General features: G+C 33.7%; 26 protein-coding genes. 7 read left to right on the top strand and 19 right to left on the bottom strand.

The window, feature by feature from the left end; all coding sequences use genetic code 11:
* Nucleotides 1-58: 58 nt before the first annotated feature.
* The 9 genes from QYS49_RS01545 to QYS49_RS01585 form a co-directional block, all read right to left on the bottom strand.
* A complete protein-coding gene (locus QYS49_RS01545) occupies nt 59-622 on the bottom strand; it encodes a hypothetical protein (protein WP_308349868.1) in 564 nt (187 codons plus the stop codon).
* A 100-nt stretch (nt 623-722) separates the two neighbouring features.
* Nucleotides 723-1,214, bottom strand: a complete 492-nt coding sequence (locus QYS49_RS01550; RefSeq protein ID WP_308349869.1) for a hypothetical protein — start codon at nt 1,212-1,214, stop codon at nt 723-725.
* A gap of 167 nt (nt 1,215-1,381) precedes the next feature.
* Nucleotides 1,382-1,921, bottom strand: coding sequence for a hypothetical protein (locus tag QYS49_RS01555; protein ID WP_308349870.1), 540 nt, complete (start codon nt 1,919-1,921; stop codon nt 1,382-1,384).
* 127 nt (nt 1,922-2,048) lie between these two features.
* Nucleotides 2,049-3,065: a transposase gene (locus tag QYS49_RS01560; protein WP_308347325.1), complete on the bottom strand. Its 1,017-nt coding sequence runs from the start codon at nt 3,063-3,065 to the stop codon at nt 2,049-2,051.
* 285 nt (nt 3,066-3,350) lie between these two features.
* A complete protein-coding gene (locus QYS49_RS01565; RefSeq protein ID WP_308349871.1) occupies nt 3,351-4,085 on the bottom strand; it encodes a hypothetical protein in 735 nt (244 codons plus the stop codon).
* 151 nt (nt 4,086-4,236) lie between these two features.
* Nucleotides 4,237-4,992: a hypothetical protein gene (locus QYS49_RS01570; protein WP_308349872.1), complete on the bottom strand. Its 756-nt coding sequence runs from the start codon at nt 4,990-4,992 to the stop codon at nt 4,237-4,239.
* Nucleotides 4,993-5,085: 93 nt separating this feature from the next.
* A complete protein-coding gene (locus QYS49_RS01575; RefSeq protein ID WP_308349873.1) occupies nt 5,086-5,787 on the bottom strand; it encodes a hypothetical protein in 702 nt (233 codons plus the stop codon).
* A gap of 227 nt (nt 5,788-6,014) precedes the next feature.
* Complete coding sequence (locus QYS49_RS01580; RefSeq protein ID WP_308349874.1) at nt 6,015-6,335, bottom strand: hypothetical protein; 321 nt, start codon at nt 6,333-6,335, stop codon at nt 6,015-6,017.
* A gap of 492 nt (nt 6,336-6,827) precedes the next feature.
* Nucleotides 6,828-7,550, bottom strand: coding sequence for a 1-(5-phosphoribosyl)-5-[(5-phosphoribosylamino)methylideneamino]imidazole-4-carboxamide isomerase (locus QYS49_RS01585; RefSeq protein WP_308349875.1), 723 nt, complete (start codon nt 7,548-7,550; stop codon nt 6,828-6,830).
* A 224-nt stretch (nt 7,551-7,774) separates the two neighbouring features.
* Here QYS49_RS01585 and QYS49_RS01590 point away from each other — a divergent pair, with 224 nt between their 5' ends.
* Nucleotides 7,775-8,392 carry a SprT-like domain-containing protein gene (locus QYS49_RS01590; protein ID WP_308349876.1) on the top strand — a complete coding sequence of 206 codons (618 nt, stop codon included), beginning with the start codon at nt 7,775-7,777 and terminating at the stop codon, nt 8,390-8,392.
* Nucleotides 8,393-8,768: 376 nt separating this feature from the next.
* Here QYS49_RS01590 and QYS49_RS01595 read toward each other — a convergent pair whose 3' ends face one another.
* The 3 genes from QYS49_RS01595 to QYS49_RS01605 form a co-directional block, all read right to left on the bottom strand.
* Nucleotides 8,769-9,338, bottom strand: coding sequence for a hypothetical protein (locus QYS49_RS01595; protein WP_308349877.1), 570 nt, complete (start codon nt 9,336-9,338; stop codon nt 8,769-8,771).
* Between the two features lie 189 nt (nt 9,339-9,527).
* Nucleotides 9,528-10,331, bottom strand: a complete 804-nt coding sequence (gene murQ / locus QYS49_RS01600; RefSeq protein ID WP_308349878.1) for an N-acetylmuramic acid 6-phosphate etherase — start codon at nt 10,329-10,331, stop codon at nt 9,528-9,530.
* Nucleotides 10,328-11,176: an N-acetylglucosamine kinase gene (locus QYS49_RS01605; protein WP_308349879.1), complete on the bottom strand. Its 849-nt coding sequence runs from the start codon at nt 11,174-11,176 to the stop codon at nt 10,328-10,330. The genes murQ and QYS49_RS01605 overlap by 4 nt, the downstream gene beginning before the upstream one ends.
* 82 nt (nt 11,177-11,258) lie before the next feature.
* Between QYS49_RS01605 and QYS49_RS01610 the strand changes: the two genes are divergently transcribed.
* The 3 genes from QYS49_RS01610 to QYS49_RS01620 are packed head-to-tail and all read left to right on the top strand — an operon-like array spanning nt 11,259 to nt 12,795.
* On the top strand, nt 11,259-11,618 hold the full coding sequence (locus tag QYS49_RS01610; protein WP_308349880.1) for a phage holin family protein: 360 nt from the start codon (nt 11,259-11,261) through the stop codon (nt 11,616-11,618).
* A 24-nt stretch (nt 11,619-11,642) separates the two neighbouring features.
* A complete protein-coding gene (locus tag QYS49_RS01615; RefSeq protein ID WP_308349881.1) occupies nt 11,643-12,047 on the top strand; it encodes a hypothetical protein in 405 nt (134 codons plus the stop codon).
* The gene (locus QYS49_RS01620) at nt 12,025-12,795 is read left to right on the top strand and encodes a phosphoglycerol geranylgeranyltransferase (protein WP_308349882.1); all 771 of its coding nucleotides are present in this window, start codon (nt 12,025-12,027) and stop codon (nt 12,793-12,795) included. Before QYS49_RS01615 ends, QYS49_RS01620 begins: the two co-directional genes overlap by 23 nt.
* A gap of 84 nt (nt 12,796-12,879) precedes the next feature.
* On the opposite strand, the gene QYS49_RS01625 is transcribed toward QYS49_RS01620, so the two are convergent.
* The 7 genes from QYS49_RS01625 to panC all read right to left on the bottom strand — a co-directional run bounded on the left by QYS49_RS01625 (nt 12,880) and on the right by panC (nt 18,735).
* Nucleotides 12,880-13,803 (bottom strand): AraC family transcriptional regulator, encoded by a 924-nt coding sequence (locus tag QYS49_RS01625; RefSeq protein ID WP_308349883.1) that lies wholly within the window; start codon nt 13,801-13,803, stop codon nt 12,880-12,882.
* A gap of 213 nt (nt 13,804-14,016) precedes the next feature.
* The gene (locus QYS49_RS01630; protein WP_308349884.1) at nt 14,017-15,156 is read right to left on the bottom strand and encodes an acyl-CoA dehydrogenase; all 1,140 of its coding nucleotides are present in this window, start codon (nt 15,154-15,156) and stop codon (nt 14,017-14,019) included.
* A gap of 79 nt (nt 15,157-15,235) precedes the next feature.
* The gene (locus QYS49_RS01635) at nt 15,236-15,931 is read right to left on the bottom strand and encodes a zinc metallopeptidase (RefSeq protein WP_308349885.1); all 696 of its coding nucleotides are present in this window, start codon (nt 15,929-15,931) and stop codon (nt 15,236-15,238) included.
* A 6-nt stretch (nt 15,932-15,937) separates the two neighbouring features.
* On the bottom strand, nt 15,938-16,408 hold the full coding sequence (gene rfaE2, locus QYS49_RS01640; protein WP_308349886.1) for a D-glycero-beta-D-manno-heptose 1-phosphate adenylyltransferase: 471 nt from the start codon (nt 16,406-16,408) through the stop codon (nt 15,938-15,940).
* Nucleotides 16,395-17,417, bottom strand: coding sequence for a lysylphosphatidylglycerol synthase transmembrane domain-containing protein (locus tag QYS49_RS01645; protein ID WP_308349887.1), 1,023 nt, complete (start codon nt 17,415-17,417; stop codon nt 16,395-16,397). The genes rfaE2 and QYS49_RS01645 overlap by 14 nt, the downstream gene beginning before the upstream one ends.
* A gap of 3 nt (nt 17,418-17,420) precedes the next feature.
* Nucleotides 17,421-17,768, bottom strand: coding sequence for an aspartate 1-decarboxylase (gene panD / locus QYS49_RS01650; RefSeq protein WP_013454177.1), 348 nt, complete (start codon nt 17,766-17,768; stop codon nt 17,421-17,423).
* Between the two features lie 118 nt (nt 17,769-17,886).
* Complete coding sequence (gene panC, locus QYS49_RS01655; protein ID WP_308349888.1) at nt 17,887-18,735, bottom strand: pantoate--beta-alanine ligase; 849 nt, start codon at nt 18,733-18,735, stop codon at nt 17,887-17,889.
* Nucleotides 18,736-18,860: 125 nt separating this feature from the next.
* Between panC and QYS49_RS01660 the strand changes: the two genes are divergently transcribed.
* The 3 genes from QYS49_RS01660 to glmS are packed head-to-tail and all read left to right on the top strand — an operon-like array spanning nt 18,861 to nt 22,913.
* Nucleotides 18,861-19,673 carry a glycogen/starch synthase gene (locus QYS49_RS01660; protein WP_308349889.1) on the top strand — a complete coding sequence of 271 codons (813 nt, stop codon included), beginning with the start codon at nt 18,861-18,863 and terminating at the stop codon, nt 19,671-19,673.
* The gene (locus QYS49_RS01665) at nt 19,630-21,066 is read left to right on the top strand and encodes a hypothetical protein (protein WP_308349890.1); all 1,437 of its coding nucleotides are present in this window, start codon (nt 19,630-19,632) and stop codon (nt 21,064-21,066) included. The genes QYS49_RS01660 and QYS49_RS01665 overlap by 44 nt, the downstream gene beginning before the upstream one ends.
* 8 nt (nt 21,067-21,074) lie before the next feature.
* Entirely contained in the window at nt 21,075-22,913 is a 1,839-nt protein-coding gene (glmS, locus tag QYS49_RS01670; protein WP_308349891.1) for a glutamine--fructose-6-phosphate transaminase (isomerizing), read from the top strand.
* Nucleotides 22,914-23,150 lie beyond the last annotated feature (237 nt).

Raw genomic sequence — 23,150 nt, forward strand, 5'->3', positions numbered from 1 at the left:
CTGTATAGCTTAAATCATTTTAAAAACTGATTCTATTCAAAATTGTTGATTCTGTTATTTATCTGTTGTTCATGCGTTTAACTTTTTCCCTTTGTTGAGCTAAAGTTTCTACTCCAAATTCAATTCTTTCAGCATCAGTCACCTGAGTGGTATCAATCTCACCTAATTTCCAAGGCTTGTCCCCCATTTTCTGATACTGTGTTCCATAAATTTGAGGCTCGCCTATGCTTAAAAGATATCTGTCAGTTGCAGCTGCCAATAACCATTTGTTTGCAGTTGAGTCCAATTCAATTGACTTTTCCATTAACTTCACAGCCATTGCATAGGCTGAAGAATCTCCACCATGCTGAAATACCATCGCAGCGTGTTGATAGTCTTTTGAGGTACGAACTTTGTTCGAATCGAGTAATTCAAACACTCTTTCTCTTCTTAAACTATCCCTTCTATTGACTTCCATCCAATTAATATTATCGGTTTGTCGGTCACCTTGATCGTTTTCGTAAATCTCGATAAGTTCTGAATTATCAGCAATTGGTTCATTAGATGCATCAGAATCATGCTCTTTGTTTCCCTCGCAGGAAACTAAAACAATTAATAAGATTAGAAGTGCATTAGTTTTCATAGGAGATTTTTATTTAGTAAAGCCCAATAATAACTTGAAAATTCTGATTGAGCGAATATCTCTTTCCTTTTTATGTGCGGTTTAACTCATTATCACTTTTCTAGCGTGCCCTTAAATCATTTACATATTCGTAAAATTTTCTGTTTGAAGCATCGATATGAATTACTCCACAGTCTCCACGTGATCCATAAAAAGCATTCATACGAACTTTTGTATAATCGTTGTTAAGTACTTTTATATGGTTTACATTTTCAATTGTTAGTAAATCAATAAAATCTAGTACAAAATCGCTAGTAAGATTAATACTTAAATTTAATGGTTCATTATCTTCAAAAGTCACAAAATAAAAAGGTTTACAATGAGAAATTATTTTATCGCCCTTTCTCTTATGAGTCGATATTTCAATTGTTGATGTGTCTGAAATAATACGATCATGAATTAAATTGATTTCTGTTTCTAAATCACTATTGATAAAAGCCTTAAGCCAGTTGAGGTTTTGCTCTTTCGTTATTATAGGATATTCTATTTCCTGCTGAGCATTTGCAGTTAGAGATGTTATGAATAAAGCTGTAAGTAGAATAAGTGATTTCAATAATTTAGGTATTCTGATGGTAGCGTCTTGATAAAAAACGTAGGGAGTAAAATAGCACCTTGCTTTCCTCTCCTACGAGCCAATACCGATTCCTAAATTTAAGTTATACTTGGCGGGTTTTCCAGAAACCGATGAACTTTCGTATTGCAGAATAACCCTATGTTTTTTTATCTTTTGTTAGACTCTTTTTCTACATTGAATTTGAGAATTCCCTCAATCATTTCCTTTTTCATAAGAAATGCGCTGTGAACTAAGCTATCTCGTTCTTTGTCGTATGTTATTCTAGAAAAAATGGCATTTCGCTCACTGAAATCCCGATATACTGAAAATTGAAATGCAGAATCTGTTGGGGTCACAGTTACTATGAAGTTTTCAATATTAGAAGTATCAACTTCAGCGTTCTTGACTTCCTGTATTGAAATTGGATAGTCCGCCAGTTGAACAGTTCTAATCCGTAATTGAGTTGGCTCATTCAAGTAGAATTTAGCAGCTTTTTGTGTTGTCGCTTCTTCAATTTGAATGACCTGCACCTTTCGTTCGAGTGAATATCTTTTTGCAACATCTCCTGGTATGTAATAGTAAGTTCTTACAGGCTTTTCTTCAAAAGCTTCAGAGTTCGAAACCACTGGTTCCTGTTTAGGTTCAGGTGTTGTGCATGCAGCAAGAAAAAGAATTAAAAAAAGTGTCAATGGGTTGAAATACTTCATGTTCTGAATTGAGTCTAACGCCACTGTATAAATTCGTGGCTGATTAAAAGTATAAAAATTTCAGTTTACTACCGAGGCAATCCGCAGGATTGGCTTATTAAATTAATTTTCATCAATAAGTCAATCCTTATCTTATGGATAAAGCAAGAGAGTTCAGGTAGTTTTTGTCATATTTTTTATTGTTACGAATAACCGCAAATAATCGATGAATGAGTTTAGACCGAACCGCATTTAAAACTAGCATTTTATTTTTTCCCTCTTCCACTTTTCTAGTGTAGTAATCTCTTAATTCCCCATCAACCTGGATGGCTGAAAGGGCTGCCATATGAAAGACTTGCTTTAATTTTTTATTAGCACGTTTAGAAACTCTTGCTTTGGTTTTTAAACTGCTACCAGACATAAATTGAAAAGGAGCTACACCAGCGTGACAAGCGAACTTTCTTGGGTCTGAAAAGTCTTTAAATCCTCTGGTAGCCACAATAGTTTGTATTGCTGCTTGTGTTCCTATTCCAGTTATTGAGGTAGATAGATTAAACTGATGCTTTAGATTATCATCGTCAGTTATGAGGTGATCAATCTGATCCTGTATGGATTTAAGCTGCAAGACCAGCGTTTTAATAATAGCCTTATATCGTTTGACTTTGTTTTTGTAGAAAGAGTCAGGGACATGTCCTTTTTGATCTTTGATTTGAGCAGTGTATTTAGTTTTGTCTGTTAAGATTAAATCTCTTTCATTTAATAAAAATTTGAGTTCTTCAATAACTTCATCATCTCTATTATATAATTTCACTAAGTCTTTAAATCGGAAAGCATAAATGGCTATTTTTTCAGAATCAATTTTATCATTTTTAGATCTAGAGATACCCGAACGGTGTTTGATCTGAGCAGCATTTTCAATCCACAGATCAATAGCCATAGCTTTACAAGCTTCAACTAAGGAGAAAATATAAAGTCCGGTAAACTCTGCACAAACCAAGCTGTTTTCAATATCAAAGCCATTTCTTTTAAGTGACTTTAAATGTACAATAATACTTTTAGAGTTGTTTTTACAAACTGAGTGATTGAGTTCACCATCTGTGTTTAAAGTAGTAATGTCAATTTTAGCTTTGCTAATATCAATACCAATAAAATTAGAATAATTCATAGATTTACTTTTAAGGATGAAACATAAAGGGATTAAGTACACTCCTAATGACCTTAATAGTCGAGACTAATATCTTATTGAGGTTTTGAGTACTTAAAAAATAGAATAGTACCTATAAGGATTCTAGATTTTATCTAGCGGATTGACTGGTTTACTATTCTACCTCCTTTCTTATTATAATACAATATCGTAAATCTAAGGTGCGGATTGACGGGCTATCTACAAAGAACAAAAGGCTCATTAACCTACTAACAGCCATGATTTATACAGAATGTTGAAATGAGTTTATTTTGGTTCCAGTAGCACTGTATTCTCAAACATTAATTTTTGATTTAGATGAGATTCTGTAACTCTGACTTTAATTTCTGTTTGACCAGGCTGTAAATTATCAATAACTAATTTTCCCCCAAGTGATTGAGAAACGGGAAGTTTTATAAAGCCTTGGTTATCATTTGGATAATCTGCTTCAAAGACCCTTTCGGTTGATAATTTCATTGCAACCATCATTATTTCTCCCTCATACTTTTGACCTGCTTTAAGACATTGTGTTTCATCAAATAAAACTGGATGAACAGCATCATATTGATAAAAAAGATCATCAAACTGTTTTCTATATGATTGAATCGTTTCAACTACAATAAGCGCCAAATTATTGCTAAAAATTACTTTGTTCGACTCAGTCACCTGATTCAAACTTTGTTCCAATACTTTATAACTTTCGGAAGTAGTATTTAGAGTTGTTATAAGCTCCTTTGTCTTAGATTTCGCCAAATCTATTTCATTGTCTTTTAATAGAAATGATATTGAATCATATGATTTCTTTAAATTGTCTTTTCGATGTTTGAGACGTACTCCTTCTAATCTAAAATTAGTTGCTTCAACTTCTTCATCCAACTTATTTGCCACCTCTGAAATTCGAGAATCAAGATATTTAGTCTGGGATAATAATAATTGATTTTCTTTATCAGCGCAGGATGATAAAGTTAAGATGATAGATATAATAATTAATGTTCGGAACATGGCAGTAATTCATTTCAACGTTAAGAATATAGGGCGTTGGGCAATTCAAAGCTCCAAACTACCAAAACGCTACATATTTTCTTAAATGTAATCATTTTCAGCTTTAGCACTATTTGCCCAATGACCTATATTTAGTGTTGGCAGTATTTTTTTATTCTAATTTATGGATAAGTTTTTTTAATGTACTACTGTCCATGCGATCTTTAAATTCTTGAGCAATTTTCGCTACTCTTTCGTCACTAAAGGAGTAAAGATCATTTTTTATGGCTTCCTTCAGCTCTTTCGCAAACAACTCTATTTTTGGTTTAACCCTACTATAGAAATTTTCCAACTTAGAGTGTAATAGTTCCTCGTGATCACTCATTTCAGGGATTTTGTAAATTGTATCACTATATGTATCAGAATGCTTTATTGAGTTGTTTAATTTCTGACAATCAACGCAATCATTATATCCTTCCAAAGTGGTAATATTTATGCTTTTACTTTTGAAAAATGATTTCATTGCCTCCCAATTGTAAAAATCTTTTGTATTTACATCACTGTAGGCAATTTTAATTAGTCGTTTCATTATTACCTCTATATTTTTGAATAAATACATGATTCTCATTTCAAGAAGAGACTCTAGATATTCTCTTGAAAAGTCCATGTCTTGATAGTATTGGCTAACTTCATCTATTCTCTCCCATTCCTCATCAGTAATTTTATGATAATTATTCTCGTCAACGTCAGTAATTTTGTTGCCTACCAACTCAAATTGCTTTTTAGCGTCTTGATACTCTTTTTTTAGGTTATCAACAGATTCTTGAGTTGCCAGTTCAAAATTTTCAAATTGGAAAAGAATGACTTGTTCAAGGTGATCTTTTTTTATTGACTTTTCAAAATTAAGAAAGCTATGATCTATATCCATTTGTCTTAAATTTTCAACAGTTTACGATTTATGTCCGTAAATTATACTATTTGTGAGATTTTCAAAATCTAAAGCAGTGTCGATAGAGGTAACTTAATTAAGCAACTCATTAATTTTCTTTTTGTCAAATGCGACCTCCCTTAATAATTTTAACTCGCTACTTTTAGTTAATTCTGTTTGCGTCAATTCTATGAATTTACTCAATTGATTTTTAAATTTCTTTAAATCTTCGCTGTCATTATTCGACATCTCTGAAAACTTTTTTGACAAACTAAGTATCAATTCTGTGTCCTTTTCAATTATATATTTTGAATAGTCAATTATGTCCGTGATAGTTTCTCGCTTTTGTTTAACCTTTTGGTATTTTATTTCATACTTGGTATGTATAAGCTGTAAACAATCTAAGTGAAGTTGACTGAAGCAATGACTGTATTGATTTTCTAGATTATTTTCAAAATCAGAACAACTAAAAGTCAAAAGCTTTTTTGCCCTATCTGATCCTAGTAGCTCAATAGCTTTGCAAAATGAATTACAAGTGATGTTATGCAAAAACTGATTTCTAAACTCCATTAATAGAAGAAGTTTTTGGTTTTCATCTTTCGAAAGTACTCCAATGTCAAAAAGTAAATCAATTTTATTCTTAAATGACAGACTAGAATTCTTATTTCCTAAAGCTTTTAGATCTTCTTTACTAACATTTAAAAATAAAAGCACCAGTTTTGTAATACTACTTTCTACACTAAGAGCAAATTCAAGTACTTTCGCTCTTTTTTTAATATTCATTTCATCTTGCATGTAGTATGATGTTATTACTGCCAACGGGCGCGTGTAAAAATCCGTGCGCCACTATTTATTAAGATGATGAAGATAGCAATTTTTACTTTGCTACCAATAACTTGAATGCCTTGACTGCTAAAGCTCTAAGTAGGCTATGATGCCGTCAGCCAAAAATTGCGGGAATTAACCACTTTGCTTTCCTGAAACTGCTGAAGCGCATGGTTTTTACATAGTGTTATCAGCTTCTATTCGAGTTCTAATAGTTCTTTCAGTCCATGTCTTTTGAGTTTTACAATCTCTTCAGAAACGCTTTTGTCAGTTTCTAACCCTATGAAAGTTTCATCATCCTTGTAGTTGACCAATATTCTTCGTTGACAGCTATCGAATTGAAAGTTTAAGTGATATTCGCTAACAATAGAATCCTTTACAAAGTATGCTGGCTCAGCATCTGGGTTCATCTCTCTTTCCCAATTATAATTTACTTCAATTCTATGTCCGTCAGAATGTAGAGTCAAGCCATTATCTGCAACTGAGTATGTTCCTTTGGTTACCACAAAGTCCGACATACAGTCATTGATTAATATATAGCTTGACTGAGTTGGAAATAATAGTTGCCCGCTACAGCAATCACACTCAAAATAGAAGTCACACTTCTTATAATTATCGAAATGTGTCTTAGAGCCGACTGTAAAAACCTTTCCTGTCAATGTTTCTTGCGCAAATGATTGTTCAAAGATAAAAAAGGATAGGAGCAATATAATTGTTCTAATCTTTGTCATTAGTGAGTAGTGGTATTGCTGATAACAATTGAATATAGTCACCCCCTGGTGACTATATATCTATTATACAGTTTTAAACATACTAATAATTTAATTGGAAACAAAGGGTGTAATAATAGACTTAAACGAATTTTTAAATCACTAACCGTAGATTTAAACGTTTATTAAACGTATAATTCTACATTTAACATATCGACATGAAATATTCATTAAGAGGATAGGAAAACTCCTTAATTCTCAGATGAATTAATAAAAAAATTTGAATTTGCTATGAAAATCTTAAATCAAAAACTCTTTAAGGTCAGCAATTTTGATGTTTCCTTCATAGTAGGCTTTACCAAAAATAACGGCAAAAACACCCATGTCATTTAGCTTTCGGATGTCATCTACATTGCGCACTCCTCCACTGGCTAATACACATATATCAGGAAACTCATCTAAAATACTTTGATATAAATCGAATGCTGGGCCAGCCAAAGAACCTTCTTTACTGATATCGGTGGTTTTTACATATTTCAAGCCTCTGTCATAGAAATATCGGATGTGTTCTATGATGTCAATATCAGTATTTTGCATCCATCCTTTATAAGCAATTTTTCCATTTAAAGCATCTGCGCCTAAAGTGATCTTTTCTCTTCCATAGGAGACAATCCAGGAAGCAAAAAGCTCTTTTCTTTCCACAGCTATACTTGCGGCCGTGATATAATCTGCTCCATATTCGTAAGCTTTGCTAATATCACCATCCGTATTGATTCCTCCGGTGAAATCGAGCTCTAAATCCGTATAACCATGAATGGCTTCCAAGATGTGATAGTTCACTGGAGAGCCTCTATGTGCCCCATCCAAATCCACAATGTGGACTACTTTTATCCCACTATCTTCCAGTTTTCTGGCTACATCTATTGGCGAATCATCATACACTTTAGCACCCGCAATATCTGCGCCTTCAACCCTAATAATTTTACCGTCTCTGATGGCGATGGATGGAATAATTTGAATCATAGTTAAAATGGTTAAGAGTATGATGTTAAAAAATATTAGCGATTTTACAAGCTACAGCCCTGTTACAATTTAGTTAAGCTTTAAAGGGCTTTGAAATTACAGCTTAAAATGGAATTTACAAAAGAAATAGGAAGAGAAAAATTTAGTTGTATGAATTTGAAATCATGCATTAAGTTAATTAAAAGCTAATTTTACAAGATTTTCTCCTTAATTTTGAACACTTTATGACGCAGTACGAAAAACAAATACATCATAGAATTAGCCGCTTTGTTCCTGAAAAATCTATTGATTTGGCTTTTAATTTATGGAAAGAAAAACCTTTTCGTTTTGTCATTGCTAAAGCTAGAAATAGTAAACTGGGTGATTTTAGGAAAAAACCTAGTGAAGATTGGGCTATCATCACAGTAAACGAAAACTTAAATCCATATTCATTTTTAATTACTTATGTGCATGAAGTAGCCCATCATTGGGTGTTTGAGAAATATAAAGGAAGGGTTTCGCCTCACGGAAAGGAATGGAAAAATGCTTTTAAGGAATTGATGTTGCCATTCCAAACAGCAGAAATTTTTCCTGAAAATATTCTGAAGGCATTAAATTTCTATATGATAAACCCAAAAGCAGCATCTTTGTCTGATATCCCATTGGCAAAAGCACTAAAAGCTTACGACCCTGCAAATCCTGATGAGATAAGTTTGTTAGAACTAAGCCAAGGAGAAAAGTTTATGCTTGAAAACAGGTTATTTGAAAAGCAGGAAACTCGAAGAACCCGGGTAAGATGTAAGGAAGTAAAATCAGGGAAATATTATTTAGTCCATAAAATGGCGATGATTATTCCTGAGTAGGGTTCATTGTCGTTTACTTAAGACATTTGCTCTCTACCACCATTTTAAACTAAAAGTAGCCAAGGCTACATTAACTTTTACCACAAAGATTCTATAAGTATTTCACAACTTGTCCCGTATTCATCGGGAAAGGAACACTAAGTGTCAGCTAAAGCTATTATTAGGCTCTCTGACATACCAAATTACTCAATAAAATTAATGACTGTTAACATAGGGGAAGTAAAAAAGCAAAAAATGACGTCCCTAGGCTGTCATTATATATTATTTTCTTTGTGAAACTTTTTGAAAAGCTTTGTAATCTTTGTGGTTAAAAGAAAACAGCCTTTGGCTGATCTTTCACGTCTATAGTGGTTAAATAATAAGGGTTGATAAAAAATTAGAAGTCCAATCTTTTCATCACATGCTCTTCTACTCTTTCACAAAAAACCTGAGGCTTTAAAGTTCGCCAATTTAAATGCTCAAACTGTCCACCGCAATTAATATATGTATCCACATTATATTGGGCCCATTCTTCCAAAACAAAATCTCGAAAATTCACACCTACTATCCAGCCATCTTCTACTTCATCAAACCATTCTTCATAATATTCATCATCCGAGCCATGAAAATTCAAGATGTTTTCACCTATTAGAATGTATTTGTTGATTCCCTGCAACAACATATGTTCAATGATATTTCTTTTCAGATGCATGATGTCATTGTGCAAAGTATCATTCCATTCCCCTATCATTTCAATTACTGCAATCCCATCATCATAATTAGCGTATAAGATTTTTATGTAAAGTGTTTCAGAACCAATAGGATCCCAAGCGGGATCTATATAATAGCCATAGATTGTATCAGTATAAAGCTCATAATTATATTCCTTTCCATGAAAAGGAGAATGCTCATCAGATGAGGAATCATAATATTTTAGCCAGTTGTAGTAGGGCTCGATGTGGTGCATTTTGCAGTACTAAATTATAGATTTAAAGTTATAAGTTTTAAGAATGGTTTTTGGGGTAAAAAAGTTTTAGAAATTTTTGATTTATTCTAAAGTCGGTAAAGTTTTGGTGCTAAAACCAAAATGGGGGACATAAATCATTCATTTAATAAAGACCCTCTCGGAGCTATTTTTACATCCAATTCTAAGCCTTCACTCTTTCCCAGCCTCAACAGCTTTCCTAACAGATCCATACTTCAGCAATAGCTTTTTAGCTACTTCATATTCAATTTCAAGCTCCTGCATAATCATTTTAGTGCCCCTATCCACCAATTTATCATTACTTAACTGCATATCCACCATTCTATTGCCTTTTACATGCCCCAATTGAATCATAGCTGTGGTAGAAATCATATTCAAAACTAACTTCTGAGCAGTGCCTGCTTTCATCCTAGTACTTCCTGTCACGAACTCAGGCCCAACAGGGATTTCGATAGGAAAATCAGAGACCTTCACTACTTCCGAATCAGGATTGCAAGTAATACAAGCAGTTCCAATTCCCTTTTCTTGAGCGATCTTTAATCCACCGATTACATAAGGCGTTCTTCCTGATGCAGCAATGCCAATTAAAAAATCCTTTTCAGTAATATTATACTCCTTCAAATCCTTCCAGGCTTGAGTTCTGTCATCTTCTGCAAATTCGACAGCCTTTCGGATGGCATTATCTCCACCTGCTATCAAGCCTATTACTTTATCATGTCCTACTCCAAAAGTAGGCGGACACTCAGATGCATCCAAAATTCCTAACCTTCCGCTTGTGCCGGCTCCGATATAAAATAATCTCCCCTCAGCTTTCATTTTAACTACTATCTTTTCCAATGCTTTTTCAATCTGCGGAAGCGCCTTTTGAACTGAATGCGCAACGGATTGATCTTCCTGATTGATCCCTTGAAGCAATTCGCCAATGGATAGATTTTCTAGATTATTGAAATTTGATTCTGATTCTGTAATACTCATGAATGCTGATTTTTATGATAAAGTGTCAAGCCTGCTATTGGGCTTTCCATAAAATTACCTGCTGTTAAATTATTTTTTGTTAATACCATTCTCATGATGGAATTAGCATGAAAAGCAACTCCTCCTACAAAATGAATTGGTAAATTCTGATGTTGCTTAAATTTCAAAACGGATTTTTCCAGAAATAATTGAAATGATTCTGAAATTAGCTCAAAAAAGAACTTTTCCTTTTGATGTATTAAAGAAAATTGAAAGAATTGAGCAAAAAATCGATTAGGATAAGACTTTTGATAAATCTGTTCAAGCACATAATCTAAATTGACTTCTGGAAATGCATTAGTAAATTCTTCAGCTAGTTTGCTAGGCATTTCATCTTCCAAATAAGCTTTGAGCGTTAATTTCCCAATAAAATTACCACTTCCTTCATCTCCTAAAGCATAACCTAATGAAATCATTCTTTCGGAAATAGTTGACCCATCATAATGGCAAGCATTGGCGCCCGTGCCTAAAATACAAACAATTCCTTCTTCATTTCCACAGCTTGCCCTTGCTGCGGCTAGCATGTCATCTTCCACAGAAATCTGATCACATTTAAAAAAATCTTTAAAAACCGATTTTATTTTTTCTTTATTCTTTTGTTGACCACAACCTGCTCCATAATAATTAATCTCATTTATATCTTGAAGATTTTTATCCTTAAAATCAACTCTCAAGCTTTCAATAAGCTCTTTCTCTGATATTAAATAAGGATTTATACCACTTGTTTTGAATTGTTCAATGGTATTGTCATCCATGATAAGTCGCCAATCTGTCTTACTCGAACCGCTATCTGCTATAAGCTGCATTAATCTTTATAATTATTTTAACGTGTAAATTTAACATGAACTGAAATTTATATAACTTAGGAATCAAATAATACTTAAAGTTGTGAAAAATAGTAAACTGATGGGACTTTTGGGACTAGATAAAATAATAGAATCATTACAAAAATTGCTAGAAGTACGTATAGCAATGATAAGAGAGGAAATAGAAGAAAAAGTAGCAGAGAAATTAGCTAAACTTTTGCCGCTACTTTTAGTGGTATCCACCATAAGCTTGTTGATTCTATTTGCCAGTTTGACATTAGCTTTTTATCTAACCGAAATTATGGAAAGCTATGTTTATGGTTTTGGAATAGTCTCATTAGGATATTTGTTACTGACCATCATCTTCATTCTATTGAAGGACAGTAAATTTATGAAAAAAGTATTTAGTGATTCCATCAACAAATCAACTAAAGTGGAGTAATTTTAATTTTTAAATTCAAGAAGCATGAGTAATAAAGATCAGCTACTAGAGAGAAGCAAGAAATATGAAAAAGATCTATCAGAGCAATTAAGCGAATATTCAGGTAAAGCTGAAAAGTTCGGGAAAAACGCTTTGATGATTGCTGGAGGAGTTTTTTTAGCTTACCAAGCTGTAAAGCTTATAACAGGAGGAGGCAAAAAAAACAGAAAATCTCAGGTTTATAAGGAAGTACATGAGGATGAAAGCGATTATGATGACTCCCCCCGAATTATTATAAGAAGGGATGAAAGTAGTAATAATAGTGGTATTATGACTTTGCTTAAAGCAGAGGTTGGCGGAATTCTGGTAGCAATAGCAAGAGATAAAATTCTGGAATTTTTAAGTCAGTTGGAAAATAGAAAATCTAATGACAGAGAAGAAGAAGCTTAACCATCTTATAACTCAAAAGGCAAACGGACAGAAATTTTTTGCCTTGCTCATTGATCCTGATAAAGTTCATGACAGAGCTTCTTTACAGCGCTTGGTCAATATGGCGATCGAAAATGAAGTAGACTTCTTCTTTGTAGGCGGAAGTCTGATTGTTTCTGATTTTCTAAGCAGTTGTATAGCTGATATTAAATCTGCCACTGATATTCCTATAATTCTATTTCCAGGAAATAATCAATATATCGATCTGCAATCTGATGCTATCCTTTACCTTTCTTTGATTTCAGGTCGAAATCCTGATTTATTGATAGGTCAGCATGTTTTATCTGCTCCGATTTTGAAAAGAAGTAAAATGGAAGTTTGGCCTACAGGCTATATGCTTATTGATGGCGGCAATAAAACCTCAGTTTCCTATATGAGCAATACGAATCCTATCCCTCATGACAAAAGTGACATAGCAGTAAGCACTGCCATTGCAGGTGAATTATTAGGTCTTCAGCTTATTTATATGGATGCAGGCAGTGGAGCTGATAAAATGATCAGTGAAAAAATGATTGCTTCTGTTAAAAGAGCAGTTGATATTCCATTAATAATTGGAGGTGGTATTAATTCCGTAGCTAAAGCAAAAAACGCCTGGAAATCAGGCGCTGATGTGATAGTTGTGGGTAATGCCATAGAGCAAAACCCACAATTATTGATAGAAATGACTGAAGCAAAGATTTTGCTCAATCAAAAATTACATAGAATCTAATAATTAAATACGCAGATCTATTCAGTTGATCTAAATATCAAGGAGGTATAAACCTTTATCGTTTAATTGCCAAATAGGCGCTATTTAAACGTTCATTAAAGATTCTCTTCTTCTCATTTTTCCTGCAGGAATTCCGAACATCATTTTAAATCTTCGGCAGAAGTATGCAGTATCTTTATATCCAACTTCATGTCCAATATCTCTGATGCTTTTCTTAGAAGTTCTCAATAAGGTAACCGCTTCTTCCATTCGCTGATACTCGATATAATCCTGAGGATTAATACCTGTTAGCATTTTGAAATATTGACCAACATAATCTTCCGACACATTAGCAACCTCAGCAAGCTTCTTATTGGATAAATCACCACCTAAGTGCTCATTTATATAGTTGAAGATGTCAATTAAACGAGGATCTTTAAAATAAGTACTATTAGTAGCCAATTGCTCAACAAATAATTTGTTACGAACAATATGTCTAAATAATTCAACTAGTAAATATTCCGTTAGGACTTTTACCATTCGGTCAGAGCCTGGTTCCTCGCTCTTTAATTCTTCAAAAACCTTATCGTGTAATGACTTGATGGTATCATTACTGAAAATGAATGGAGGAATGTCAAGTGATGCGAAAAAGTTAACAGAATCGAATACTTTCGCTTCGAATGAAATATAACTAAAGCTATCTCCACCTTCTATTAATAATTCATCATGACTAATGGAATTAAAATATTCCGCCTTGCCAGTTATGAATTTATCATTGGTAATGGTTTCGATTTGACTACCTCTACCGTAGGTGATTTGATGTGCTTTTCCACCAGGAATAAAAGCAAAATCACCTTCCTTAGCCAGTAATTTTTCTTCCCCCAACAGCACTTCTCCCTTATTGACCCAAATAACTTTGTTCTCTACTTCATAGAGGTTATTTACGGTTACAGGCTTTTGAATTTTAATATTCTTTGCTTTGACGAATTTAACGCCCAAAGACTCAATGATTTTGTTGTAATCTTCCATTTTCTTGTTTTATGAATGGATTAACTGTAAAAAGTAAAAGTATTGTTTTCAATAATTGTATAAATCTAATGAATAATAGCTTTATATCAAAACAAATAAAAAACGCACAACCCTAAATAGTATGTAAGGTTGTGCGTAATAACGAAGTAACTATTGAATTATTTTAAGATTTCCGCTTTAAATCCAAAAGAAAAATCCTATCGATAATCTTAATTATTTTAAGATATTTCTTGAAATAACAATTTTTTGTATCTCTGATGTCCCCTCATAAATCTGAGTAATTTTAGCATCCCTCATCAATCGCTCAACATGATACTCCTTAACGAAACCATATCCACCGTGGACTTGTACTGCTTCCACTGTAGTATCCATTGCAACTTGAGAAGCATATAATTTCGCCATTGCACTCGCTTGAGAAAAATCTTGCTTTTGATCTTTCAACCACGCGGCTTTCAAACAAAGCAAACGTGCCGTCTCTATTTGAGTTGCCATATCAGCTAATTTAAAAGCAATAGCTTGATGTTGACTGATTTCTTTACCAAATGCTTTCCTTTCTTTAGAATATTTTAAAGCTAACTCATAAGCACCTGATGCAATTCCTAATGCTTGAGAGGCAATTCCAATTCTACCACCATTTAAAGTAGCCATTGCGAAATTAAAACCAAAACCGTCTTCACCGATTCTGTTTTCTTTAGGAACTTTCATATCTTGGAACATCAAAGAATGCGTATCAGAACCTCTGATGCCTAATTTCTCTTCTTTTTTCCCTACTACAAAACCTTCAGTTTCTCTTTCAACAATCAAGGCATTAATTCCTTTGTGTCCCTTTTCTTTATCGGTTTGGGCAATTACCAAATAAACAGACGCACTGTTACCGTTAGTTATCCAGTTTTTAGTTCCGTTTACTAAATAATGATCTCCTTTATCTTCTGCAGTCGTTCTTTGAGAAGTAGCATCAGAACCAGCTTCTGGCTCTGAAAGACAGAAAGCTCCAATAATTTCACCAGTGGCTAGTCTTTTAAGATACTTTTCCTTTTGTTCTTCTGTCCCAAATTTTTCTAATCCCCAACAAACTAATGAATTGTTAACGGACATGGCAACTGACGCAGAACTATCAATTTTGGAAATTTCTTCCATTGCCAATACATAGGAAACAGTGTCCATTCCGCCACCATTATATTTAGGATCCACCATCATTCCCATGAATCCTAATTCTCCCATTTTCTTAATCTGCTCTGCAGGAAATTTTTCGTGAGTATCTCTTTCGATTACTCCAGGTAATAAATCATTTTGTGCAAAATCTCTAGCAGCAGCTTGAACCGCTAACTGCTCTTCAGTGAGTTGAAAATCCATCTATAAATTATTTTTTTGTCGTTTCAGTGCAAAAACAATGTGTTCCTGCAAAAGTTTTGCAAATATAGGAAAAATACATTTAATCTCGGATGCCTAGAAACATCAGTATGTAATATAACAATGTAACCAATGAAGCAATAGCTGCCACCAAATAAGTTCTTGCAGCCCATTTCAATGAATCTTTTGCCATATCATGTTCTTGTGGAGTAGTCACTCCAGAAGTTGTCATCCAGGCTAATCCCCTTTTACTTGCATCATATTCTACTGGTAAAGTGATAAAAGCAAAAAGTGTGAAAATAGTATAGCAACCTATAATAACCATTAATGCTATCTGAGGACTGATAAGACCATTAAGAATAAAAGCACCAAATAGCATAGCCATTAAAACAAAGTTCATGATTTTTGCACTTACATTTTGTATTGGGACCAGAGCCGACCGCAATTCCAAAAATGAATAAGCTTGAGCATGTTGTACCGCATGACCTACCTCGTGAGCAGCAATTGCCACCGCTGCAGCTGACCTATTATTATAAACCTCTTCACTTAAATTAACAGTTTTATTAGAGGGGTTATAATGATCAGTTAGCTGTCCAGCAACAGACATTACTTTGACATCGTGTATCCCATTATCTTTCAACATTTTTTCAGCAGCTTCTCTGCCCGAAATGCCTGAACTTAACCTTATTTGGGAATATTTTTTAAATTTATTCTTCAATTTGGATTGCACCGCATAACTAACTATGCCGAATCCTATAATAATTACTAAAATGAACATTTTATTCTATTGGTTTATTTTGTTAATAATATTGGTGGTAGAATATCCGTCTACCAATTCAATTGTCTCGACTTTTCCACCGTTTTCCATTACGATTTCTGCCCCTATAATGTTGCTAATATTATAGTCGCTACCTTTTACTAAAATATCGGGTATAAGTTGTTTTATTAAAGATAATGGAGTGTCTTCCGAGAAAAATACTACGGCATCTACAAATGATAATGCTGCTATAATTCTAGCTCTTGCTTGCTCATTATTCACAGGTCTTGTCGGACCTTTTAATTTACTGACTGAAGCATCTGTGTTTAGTGCTACAATCAATTTATCGCCTTTAGAAGCCGCCTTTTCCAAATAATCAACATGCCCTAAATGTAAAATATCAAAGCAGCCATTTGTAAACACCACTTGCTGATCTTTCCACTCCTGTCTTTTTTTGATTAAAGCTTCTAAATTCAATATTTTATCAGCTGTTGGCATAGGCTTGATTTGAATTTCTTTTTGGAATAATCATACTTATAAACAAAGATATAGAACCTACTACGATAATAGCAATAGAATTAGTGGTATGCAGAATGAAGGCGAAAATTATTCCTTCCTTTTCAGCCACTCCATATAATAACAATCCTGCGCCTACTAAATAATGAAAAGCCCCTATTCCGCCCTGAACTGGAGCGGCCATGCCAATCCCTCCTAATACTAATAAAATAAAGCCTGCTGAAAACCCAAGATTGGAAGTTGGCTCCATGCTGAAAAACATCACGTAGGTCATAAAGTAATAACACACCCAAATCCCTATAGTGGTAATCCAAAACAATCCAGGTTTTTTCAATTTTCTAACCGAAGTAATTCCTTCCACTAATTGACGAAGAAAAGCCGTTAACTTATTGAAGTACTTGTTTTTCCTTAAAAAAGCCTGATTTCTTTTTAAAAGAAAGAAAATCACAATACCGCCTATTAAAAAAGTGACCCCTACTATCATTAATGTGAGAAAGTTTTCTTCCAAGCCTGTAGCTTTATCTAAAAAGAGATTTAAAAAGAAATCCTTCAATCTACGAAATTCGATTATAAGTGTAAATGCAACTATTAATAGTAAGCAAATCATGTCGAAGATTCGCTCAGTCACCACACTCCCGAAACCTCTACTAACAGAAACATTATCCGTATTCTTCAAAATCCCACATCTAGATACTTCTCCCATCCTAGGGACTACGAAATTCGCAAGATATCCCACCATAACAGCTAAAAAAGTTCTGGAGGTTTTGAGATGGTAACCCATTGGTTCTAATAACATATTCCAGCGCCAAGCCCTCAAAAGATGGCTAAACATTGCTAAAGCGATAGAAAGATATATCCAAATCAGATTCGCATTTCTGAATCTTTCCATCATCTCATTAAAATCTACATCTTTATAGAGATACCAAAATAGTAAGGCTGCTATTGCTAATGAAAGCGTATATTTAAGAAATGATTGAAGTCCTTTTCTCAATGATTAGGGAAGTTTATTATTTGCATCTGGGAAAATTAAAGAAGGCTTAAATGATTTTGCTTCTTCAAAATCCATATGTGCATATCCAATGATGATGATGATATCACCAACCTGCACTTTTCTTGCAGCTGGCCCATTTAAGCACACCATTCCAGAGCCTCGCTCTCCTTTTATGACATAAGTCTCCAATCGCTCACCATTGTTGATGTTCACAATCTGGACTTTTTCATTTTCTATAAGGTTAGAGGCTTCCATCAAATCTTCATCGATGGTGATGCTTCCAACATAGTGTAATTCTGCTTGAGTAACCTTTACTCTGTGAATTTTTGATTTACAAACTTCAATTAACATACTATACTCTTCAAATTGGGGTGCAAAGTTATGAAATTAAATAGAGCCTATTAGGCAATTACCTGATATAAATTTATATCTGTTTGATATCCAGTACCAAATAATAAATCCTTAATTATTAGACTCCACTTAAATACATGTTATCTATTAATCTCACATTTCCCATAAACCCTGCAATGCACAGAACGGTATCTGGCGCCAAGTAGTTCTCTGTTTTGGTTAGTAAATCTTTATCGCTTACAATTTCAAAATATTCTAATTCTGCTTTATGGTTAGCAAAGAGTGATTCTACTTTGCTTTTTGCTGCTTCAGAAGATTGTTTCTCCATTAATATTGATTTCGCTTCTGTTAAAGCAATAGAAAATATTTTTGCCTTTTCCCTATCTTCTTTACTTAAGCGTTCATTTCTTGAAGACATCGCCAAACCATGAGGTTCTCTTTTAATAGGCACAGTAATAATTTCTAAATTAAAAAATAATTCCTCCACCAGTTTCTTGATGATAGTCAATTGTTGTAAATCTTTTTGACCGAAAAAACCATAGTCTGGAAGTACGATATTAAAAAACTTAGAGACAATTAAAGCTACTCCGCTAAAATGTCCTGGGCGGAATTTCCCTTCCATTACCTTATCCAAATCTCCAAACTCAAATTTTATTGTATTTCTTCCTGCATACATCACTTCATCGGAAGGTAAGAAAAGAACATCACAACCATTTTCCGCTAATAAACCTTTGTCAGCTTCTATGTTTCGAGGATACTGTTTTAGGTCATCCTGATTATTGAATTGGGTAGGGTTCACATAAATACTACAGACCACGATATCTACTTTTTCTTTTGCAGTAGCTACTAAACTCAAATGCCCATCATGCAAAGCCCCCATAGTAGGAACGAAGCCTATTTTTTTACCTTCTGATTTAAATTTTGAGATAAGGGCTTGTATTTCAGCAATTGAGCCTGTTGATATCATAAAAAAAGCGCTAAATTATAAAGTTTCGGAACAAATCTAGCTGTTTAATCAAAAAAATAATGGAAAGTGAGTATTTTTTTGTATTTTTGTGCTTCGTTTATGAATTAATCAAATCCAATAAGCATATGTCAAAGCTTCGAATTCTTTACGTAGCCAATGAAATCAATCCATTTTTAAAAACATCAGAAGTAGCAGAATTTGTACGAAAGCTCCCTCAAGCCATGCAGGAAAGAGGTATGGAGATTCGTATTTTAGTACCTCGCTTCGGACTTATTAACGAGCGGAAGAACAGATTACATGAGGTAGTGCGTCTTTCAGGAATCAATATCTCTGTGGGAGAAGAAGAAAAACCTTTAATTATTAAGGTAGCTTCTATCCCTAATGCTAAACTTCAGGTGTATTTTATTGACAATGAAGATTACTTCCAGCGTAAATTTGTATTCCATGATAAGGAGAATAATTTTTATCCTGACAATGATGAAAGAGCAATATTTTTCTGTAAGGGAGCGTTGGAAACAGTTAAGAAACTAGGCTGGGCGCCTGATGTAGTGCATTGTAATGACTGGATGACTAGCTTAATTCCAATGTACTTAAAAACCACTTATAAAAACGATCCAATATTTAAAGATGCAAAATCTGTATTTACTGTGTATAATACAGAATTCTCTCATAAATTTGGGACAGATTTGGTGGACAAGGTAAAAATGCTCGATATAGAAGATAGCATGTTGTCCAACCTAGAATCAGCCGATTATGAAGGGTTCATAAAAATCGGTGCAGAATATGCAGATGCAGTTATTAAAGCAGGTGATGAGTTTAAAGGAAACCTTGATGAATTATTTTCAACATTCGACAAAGAAAAGAAAGTTGACACCATTGAAAAAGGAGAAGATTTTGAAGAATCCTATTTCAACTTATATACAGAATTGGCAGGTTAATACTGCCACCTCAATTATTACAGGGCCAGCTCTCCTGCTGGCCTTTTTTTCCGCCTCATGTGAAGAACCTATAGAAGTAGAAAGTGATTTAGTTCCTGGAGGAAATAATACTGAAATAAGGTATATAGAAATCCCTCTTGAGGTTAAACATAGCGCTTTCGATTCTCTGCTTATTAGTTCTACAAATGTTAATGAAGGTTCTAGAAGGCAAGTTTTTGTTGGACACCAAAACAGCCCAGAAATCGGTGACTTTTCTGCTCAGGCATATTTTGGGGCACTTCTAGATAATGAGGCTATAAGAGACAGTGTGAAAGCGGGAAGTCAAGTAATAGAAACTAAACTGTTCTTAGATTTCAATTACTTTTACGGAAATGATTATAATAATTCTCAGCAATTTAAACTTTATCAATTAGATAATATTCTTCAACTTAGAGATGGGAATTATACTATTTATGACGAGATAAATACTGACGAAATAGTTTCAATTGACGAAAATACTTTTTTAAATCCAATTGATACAATTCCCAGTTTTATTAATTTAAAAGATAATCTGGGAGAAAAATTATTAAATCTAGCAAGAAATAAAGACCTGAATTTAGAGGATACTTATGATTCCTTAAAGGGTTTTAAATTAGAAGTTGAACCAGGACAAAATAATTTACAAGCTTTTAATTTAGCTAGTGGTGATTCGTATTTTGAAGTAATCTACCAATCTCCAACTGCAGATACATTACAGAGCGTAAGATTTAATTTAGTTGGATCAAGCTTTACGCATATAGATTTCCAACCTGGTTCTTTAATACCTAATAATTACAACGAAGGAAAAACTTTTGAATTAACTGATCCGAGTAAGGCATATTTTAATAATTTATTAGGAATAAGTCCGACACTTAATTTAGATCCTTATCTATCTTTTATTGATACTGTAGATTACATGCAAATCAATAAGGCGGAATTAACAATTGAAGATCAAGGTTTTAATGTAGTTGACAATCGCTCCGAACAATTTAGACCTATTCAGAATATGGTGCCCTACATCCTAAACGAAGAAGGAAATTTTTCTAAAAAAGGAGAGGATTTTTGGGCAATCCAAAATAATTTTAATTCAAATGGAGCAATCGCCAACCCAAATGGTGGCAGATTCCCTGGAAGCTTAAACTATGACGACAATAAGAAATCTATTAGAGGGGATATCAGCTTTTTCCTTCAAGAAATTTATAATGACCCCTCTTTTTGGGAAGACGAAAATAGGATTATTTTTACGGGTCAATTTATTTTAAGAAACTCTGATCCATTTATTGAGACACCAAAAATAAATATCGGAAACTTCGATAGCTTTTTGGTAAACAAAGAAAATATCAAATTAAAAATATATTATACCACTTTTAAATAAAATACAATATGTGTGGAATTGTAGCATATGTAGGTCATCAGAATGCATCTGAAATCATACTTAAGGGACTAAAGAGATTAGAATATAGAGGTTACGACAGTGCAGGTATTGCATTGATGAATGATAATGTTCTTAATGTATATAAAAAGCAAGGGAAGGTCTCAGAACTTGAGGCGTTCTTAAAAGATAAAAACACTAAAAGTACTATTGGTATTGGCCATACAAGATGGGCTACTCATGGTGCTCCAAGTGATGAAAATGCCCATCCTCATTTTTCTGAAAGTGGAGATTTAGCCATTATACATAATGGAATTATCGAAAACTATTCTTCTTTAAAGACAGAATTAGAAAACAAAGGCTACACTTTCAAAAGTGAAACTGATTCTGAAGTCTTCATCAATTTTATAGAAGATATCTATAAAAACAATGATGGCACTTTGGAAGAAGCGGTAAGATTAGCTTTGACGAAAGTAATTGGTGCTTATGCCATCGTTATAATGTCAACAAATCATCCTAACCAATTAATTGCTGCTCGTAAAGGAAGTCCCTTAGTAATTGGTGTAGGAAAAAATGAGTTTTTCTTAGCATCTGATGCAACACCTATAGTAGAATACACCAACGAAGTTATTTATGTAAATGACTATGAGATTGCCTTAATTAAAGATGGCGAAATCACTATAAGGGATACTAAAGATGTTAAAACCACTCCATATATCCAGAAAGTTGATATGGAATTGGAAGCCATTGAAAAAGGTGGGTTTGAACATTTCATGTTGAAAGAAATTTTTGAGCAACCGAAATCTATCAAGGATTGCTTTAGAGGTAGATTGATTGCAGATGAAGCCAAATTAGTATTGGGTGGGATAAGAGATTATGCTACAGCTCTTATAAATGCTGAAAGAATAGTAATTGTAGCTTGTGGTACTTCATGGCACGCAGGCTTAGTTGCTGAGTACATTTTTGAAGAATTTTGCAGAATTCCTGTTGAAGTAGAATATGCTTCAGAATTTAGATACAGAAATCCTGTTATTCGCGAAGGTGATATTGTATTTGCTATTTCTCAATCTGGTGAAACTGCAGATACTTTAGCTGCTATGGAATTAGCAAAATCTAAAGGAGCTATTGTATTAGGCGTTTGTAATGTAGTGGGTTCTTCCATATCAAGAGTTTCTCATGAAGGGGTTTATACTCACGCAGGACCAGAAATTGGGGTTGCTAGTACAAAAGCTTTTACAGCTCAATTGACAGTATTAACCATGATTGCTTTAAAGACTGCTTTAAGAAAAGGAACAATTGCAGAACAGCGTTATAGAGAAATTTTAGTTGACTTAGAAAATATTCCGAAAAAGGTAGAGAAAGCTTTAAAAACGGATGAACAGGTTAAAAAGATTGCTGAAATCTATAAAGATGCGAGAAACTTCTTGTATTTAGGTAGAGGATATAATTTCCCAGTAGCTTTAGAAGGTGCTCTAAAATTAAAAGAGATTTCCTATATCCATGCAGAAGGTTATCCAGCTGCTGAAATGAAGCATGGACCAATTGCTTTAATTGATGAAGAAATGCCAGTTGTAGTTATTGCAACTAGAGATAGTTCTTATGACAAAATTGTTTCCAACATTCAGGAAGTAAAAGCCAGGAAAGGAAAAGTAATAGCTGTTGTATCAGAAGGAGATTCCCTGATACCAGGCATGGTAGATCATACTATAGAAGTTCCGGGTACACATGAAGTTTTAATGCCAATGGTTTCAACAATTCCACTTCAATTGCTTTCTTATCACATTGCAGTGATGAGAGGTTGCAATGTGGATCAGCCTAGGAATTTAGCGAAGTCCGTGACTGTGGAATAATAGTTTGATAGATATTTTTTCAATAAATTGGGGTTCGGTATTAAAGTTTGAACAAGTTTAATAAAGTTTGAACATGTTTATTAAAGTTTGAACAACGATTTTAGATAAAAGAGGCCTTAAATGGCCTTTTTTTATGTCCTCTTTAAATCGATGAGTTTTTTTTTGCATTAAAAGTTTGAATAAAGCATCTTTCCAATATATTTTTTGTTTAATAAAGTTTGATATTCTGTTTACAAT

This window comes from Marivirga salinae (assembly GCF_030503855.1).
GTDB classification, from domain to species: Bacteria; Bacteroidota; Bacteroidia; order Cytophagales; family Cyclobacteriaceae; genus Marivirga; species Marivirga salinarum.

Bases quoted from the DNA above. Each gene is read 5' to 3' on its own strand.
- QYS49_RS01545 (WP_308349868.1), bottom strand. From the start codon at position 622: ATGAAAACTAATGCACTTCTAATCTTATTAATTGTTTTAGTTTCCTGC.
- QYS49_RS01555 (WP_308349870.1), bottom strand. From the start codon at position 1,921: ATGAAGTATTTCAACCCATTGACACTTTTTTTAATTCTTTTTCTTGCT.
- QYS49_RS01560 (WP_308347325.1), bottom strand. From the start codon at position 3,065: ATGAATTATTCTAATTTTATTGGTATTGATATTAGCAAAGCTAAAATT.
- QYS49_RS01565 (WP_308349871.1), bottom strand. From the start codon at position 4,085: ATGTTCCGAACATTAATTATTATATCTATCATCTTAACTTTATCATCC.
- QYS49_RS01570 (WP_308349872.1), bottom strand. From the start codon at position 4,992: ATGGATATAGATCATAGCTTTCTTAATTTTGAAAAGTCAATAAAAAAA.
- QYS49_RS01575 (WP_308349873.1), bottom strand. From the start codon at position 5,787: ATGCAAGATGAAATGAATATTAAAAAAAGAGCGAAAGTACTTGAATTT.
- QYS49_RS01580 (WP_308349874.1), bottom strand. From the start codon at position 6,335: ATGTCGGACTTTGTGGTAACCAAAGGAACATACTCAGTTGCAGATAAT.
- QYS49_RS01585 (WP_308349875.1), bottom strand. From the start codon at position 7,550: ATGATTCAAATTATTCCATCCATCGCCATCAGAGACGGTAAAATTATT.
- QYS49_RS01590 (WP_308349876.1), top strand. From the start codon at position 7,775: ATGACGCAGTACGAAAAACAAATACATCATAGAATTAGCCGCTTTGTT.
- QYS49_RS01595 (WP_308349877.1), bottom strand. From the start codon at position 9,338: ATGCACCACATCGAGCCCTACTACAACTGGCTAAAATATTATGATTCC.
- murQ (WP_308349878.1), bottom strand. From the start codon at position 10,331: ATGAGTATTACAGAATCAGAATCAAATTTCAATAATCTAGAAAATCTA.
- QYS49_RS01605 (WP_308349879.1), bottom strand. From the start codon at position 11,176: ATGCAGCTTATAGCAGATAGCGGTTCGAGTAAGACAGATTGGCGACTT.
- QYS49_RS01615 (WP_308349881.1), top strand. From the start codon at position 11,643: ATGAGTAATAAAGATCAGCTACTAGAGAGAAGCAAGAAATATGAAAAA.
- QYS49_RS01620 (WP_308349882.1), top strand. From the start codon at position 12,025: ATGACAGAGAAGAAGAAGCTTAACCATCTTATAACTCAAAAGGCAAAC.
- QYS49_RS01625 (WP_308349883.1), bottom strand. From the start codon at position 13,803: ATGGAAGATTACAACAAAATCATTGAGTCTTTGGGCGTTAAATTCGTC.
- QYS49_RS01630 (WP_308349884.1), bottom strand. From the start codon at position 15,156: ATGGATTTTCAACTCACTGAAGAGCAGTTAGCGGTTCAAGCTGCTGCT.
- QYS49_RS01635 (WP_308349885.1), bottom strand. From the start codon at position 15,931: ATGTTCATTTTAGTAATTATTATAGGATTCGGCATAGTTAGTTATGCG.
- rfaE2 (WP_308349886.1), bottom strand. From the start codon at position 16,408: ATGCCAACAGCTGATAAAATATTGAATTTAGAAGCTTTAATCAAAAAA.
- panD (WP_013454177.1), bottom strand. From the start codon at position 17,768: ATGTTAATTGAAGTTTGTAAATCAAAAATTCACAGAGTAAAGGTTACT.
- panC (WP_308349888.1), bottom strand. From the start codon at position 18,735: ATGATATCAACAGGCTCAATTGCTGAAATACAAGCCCTTATCTCAAAA.
- QYS49_RS01660 (WP_308349889.1), top strand. From the start codon at position 18,861: ATGTCAAAGCTTCGAATTCTTTACGTAGCCAATGAAATCAATCCATTT.
- glmS (WP_308349891.1), top strand. From the start codon at position 21,075: ATGTGTGGAATTGTAGCATATGTAGGTCATCAGAATGCATCTGAAATC.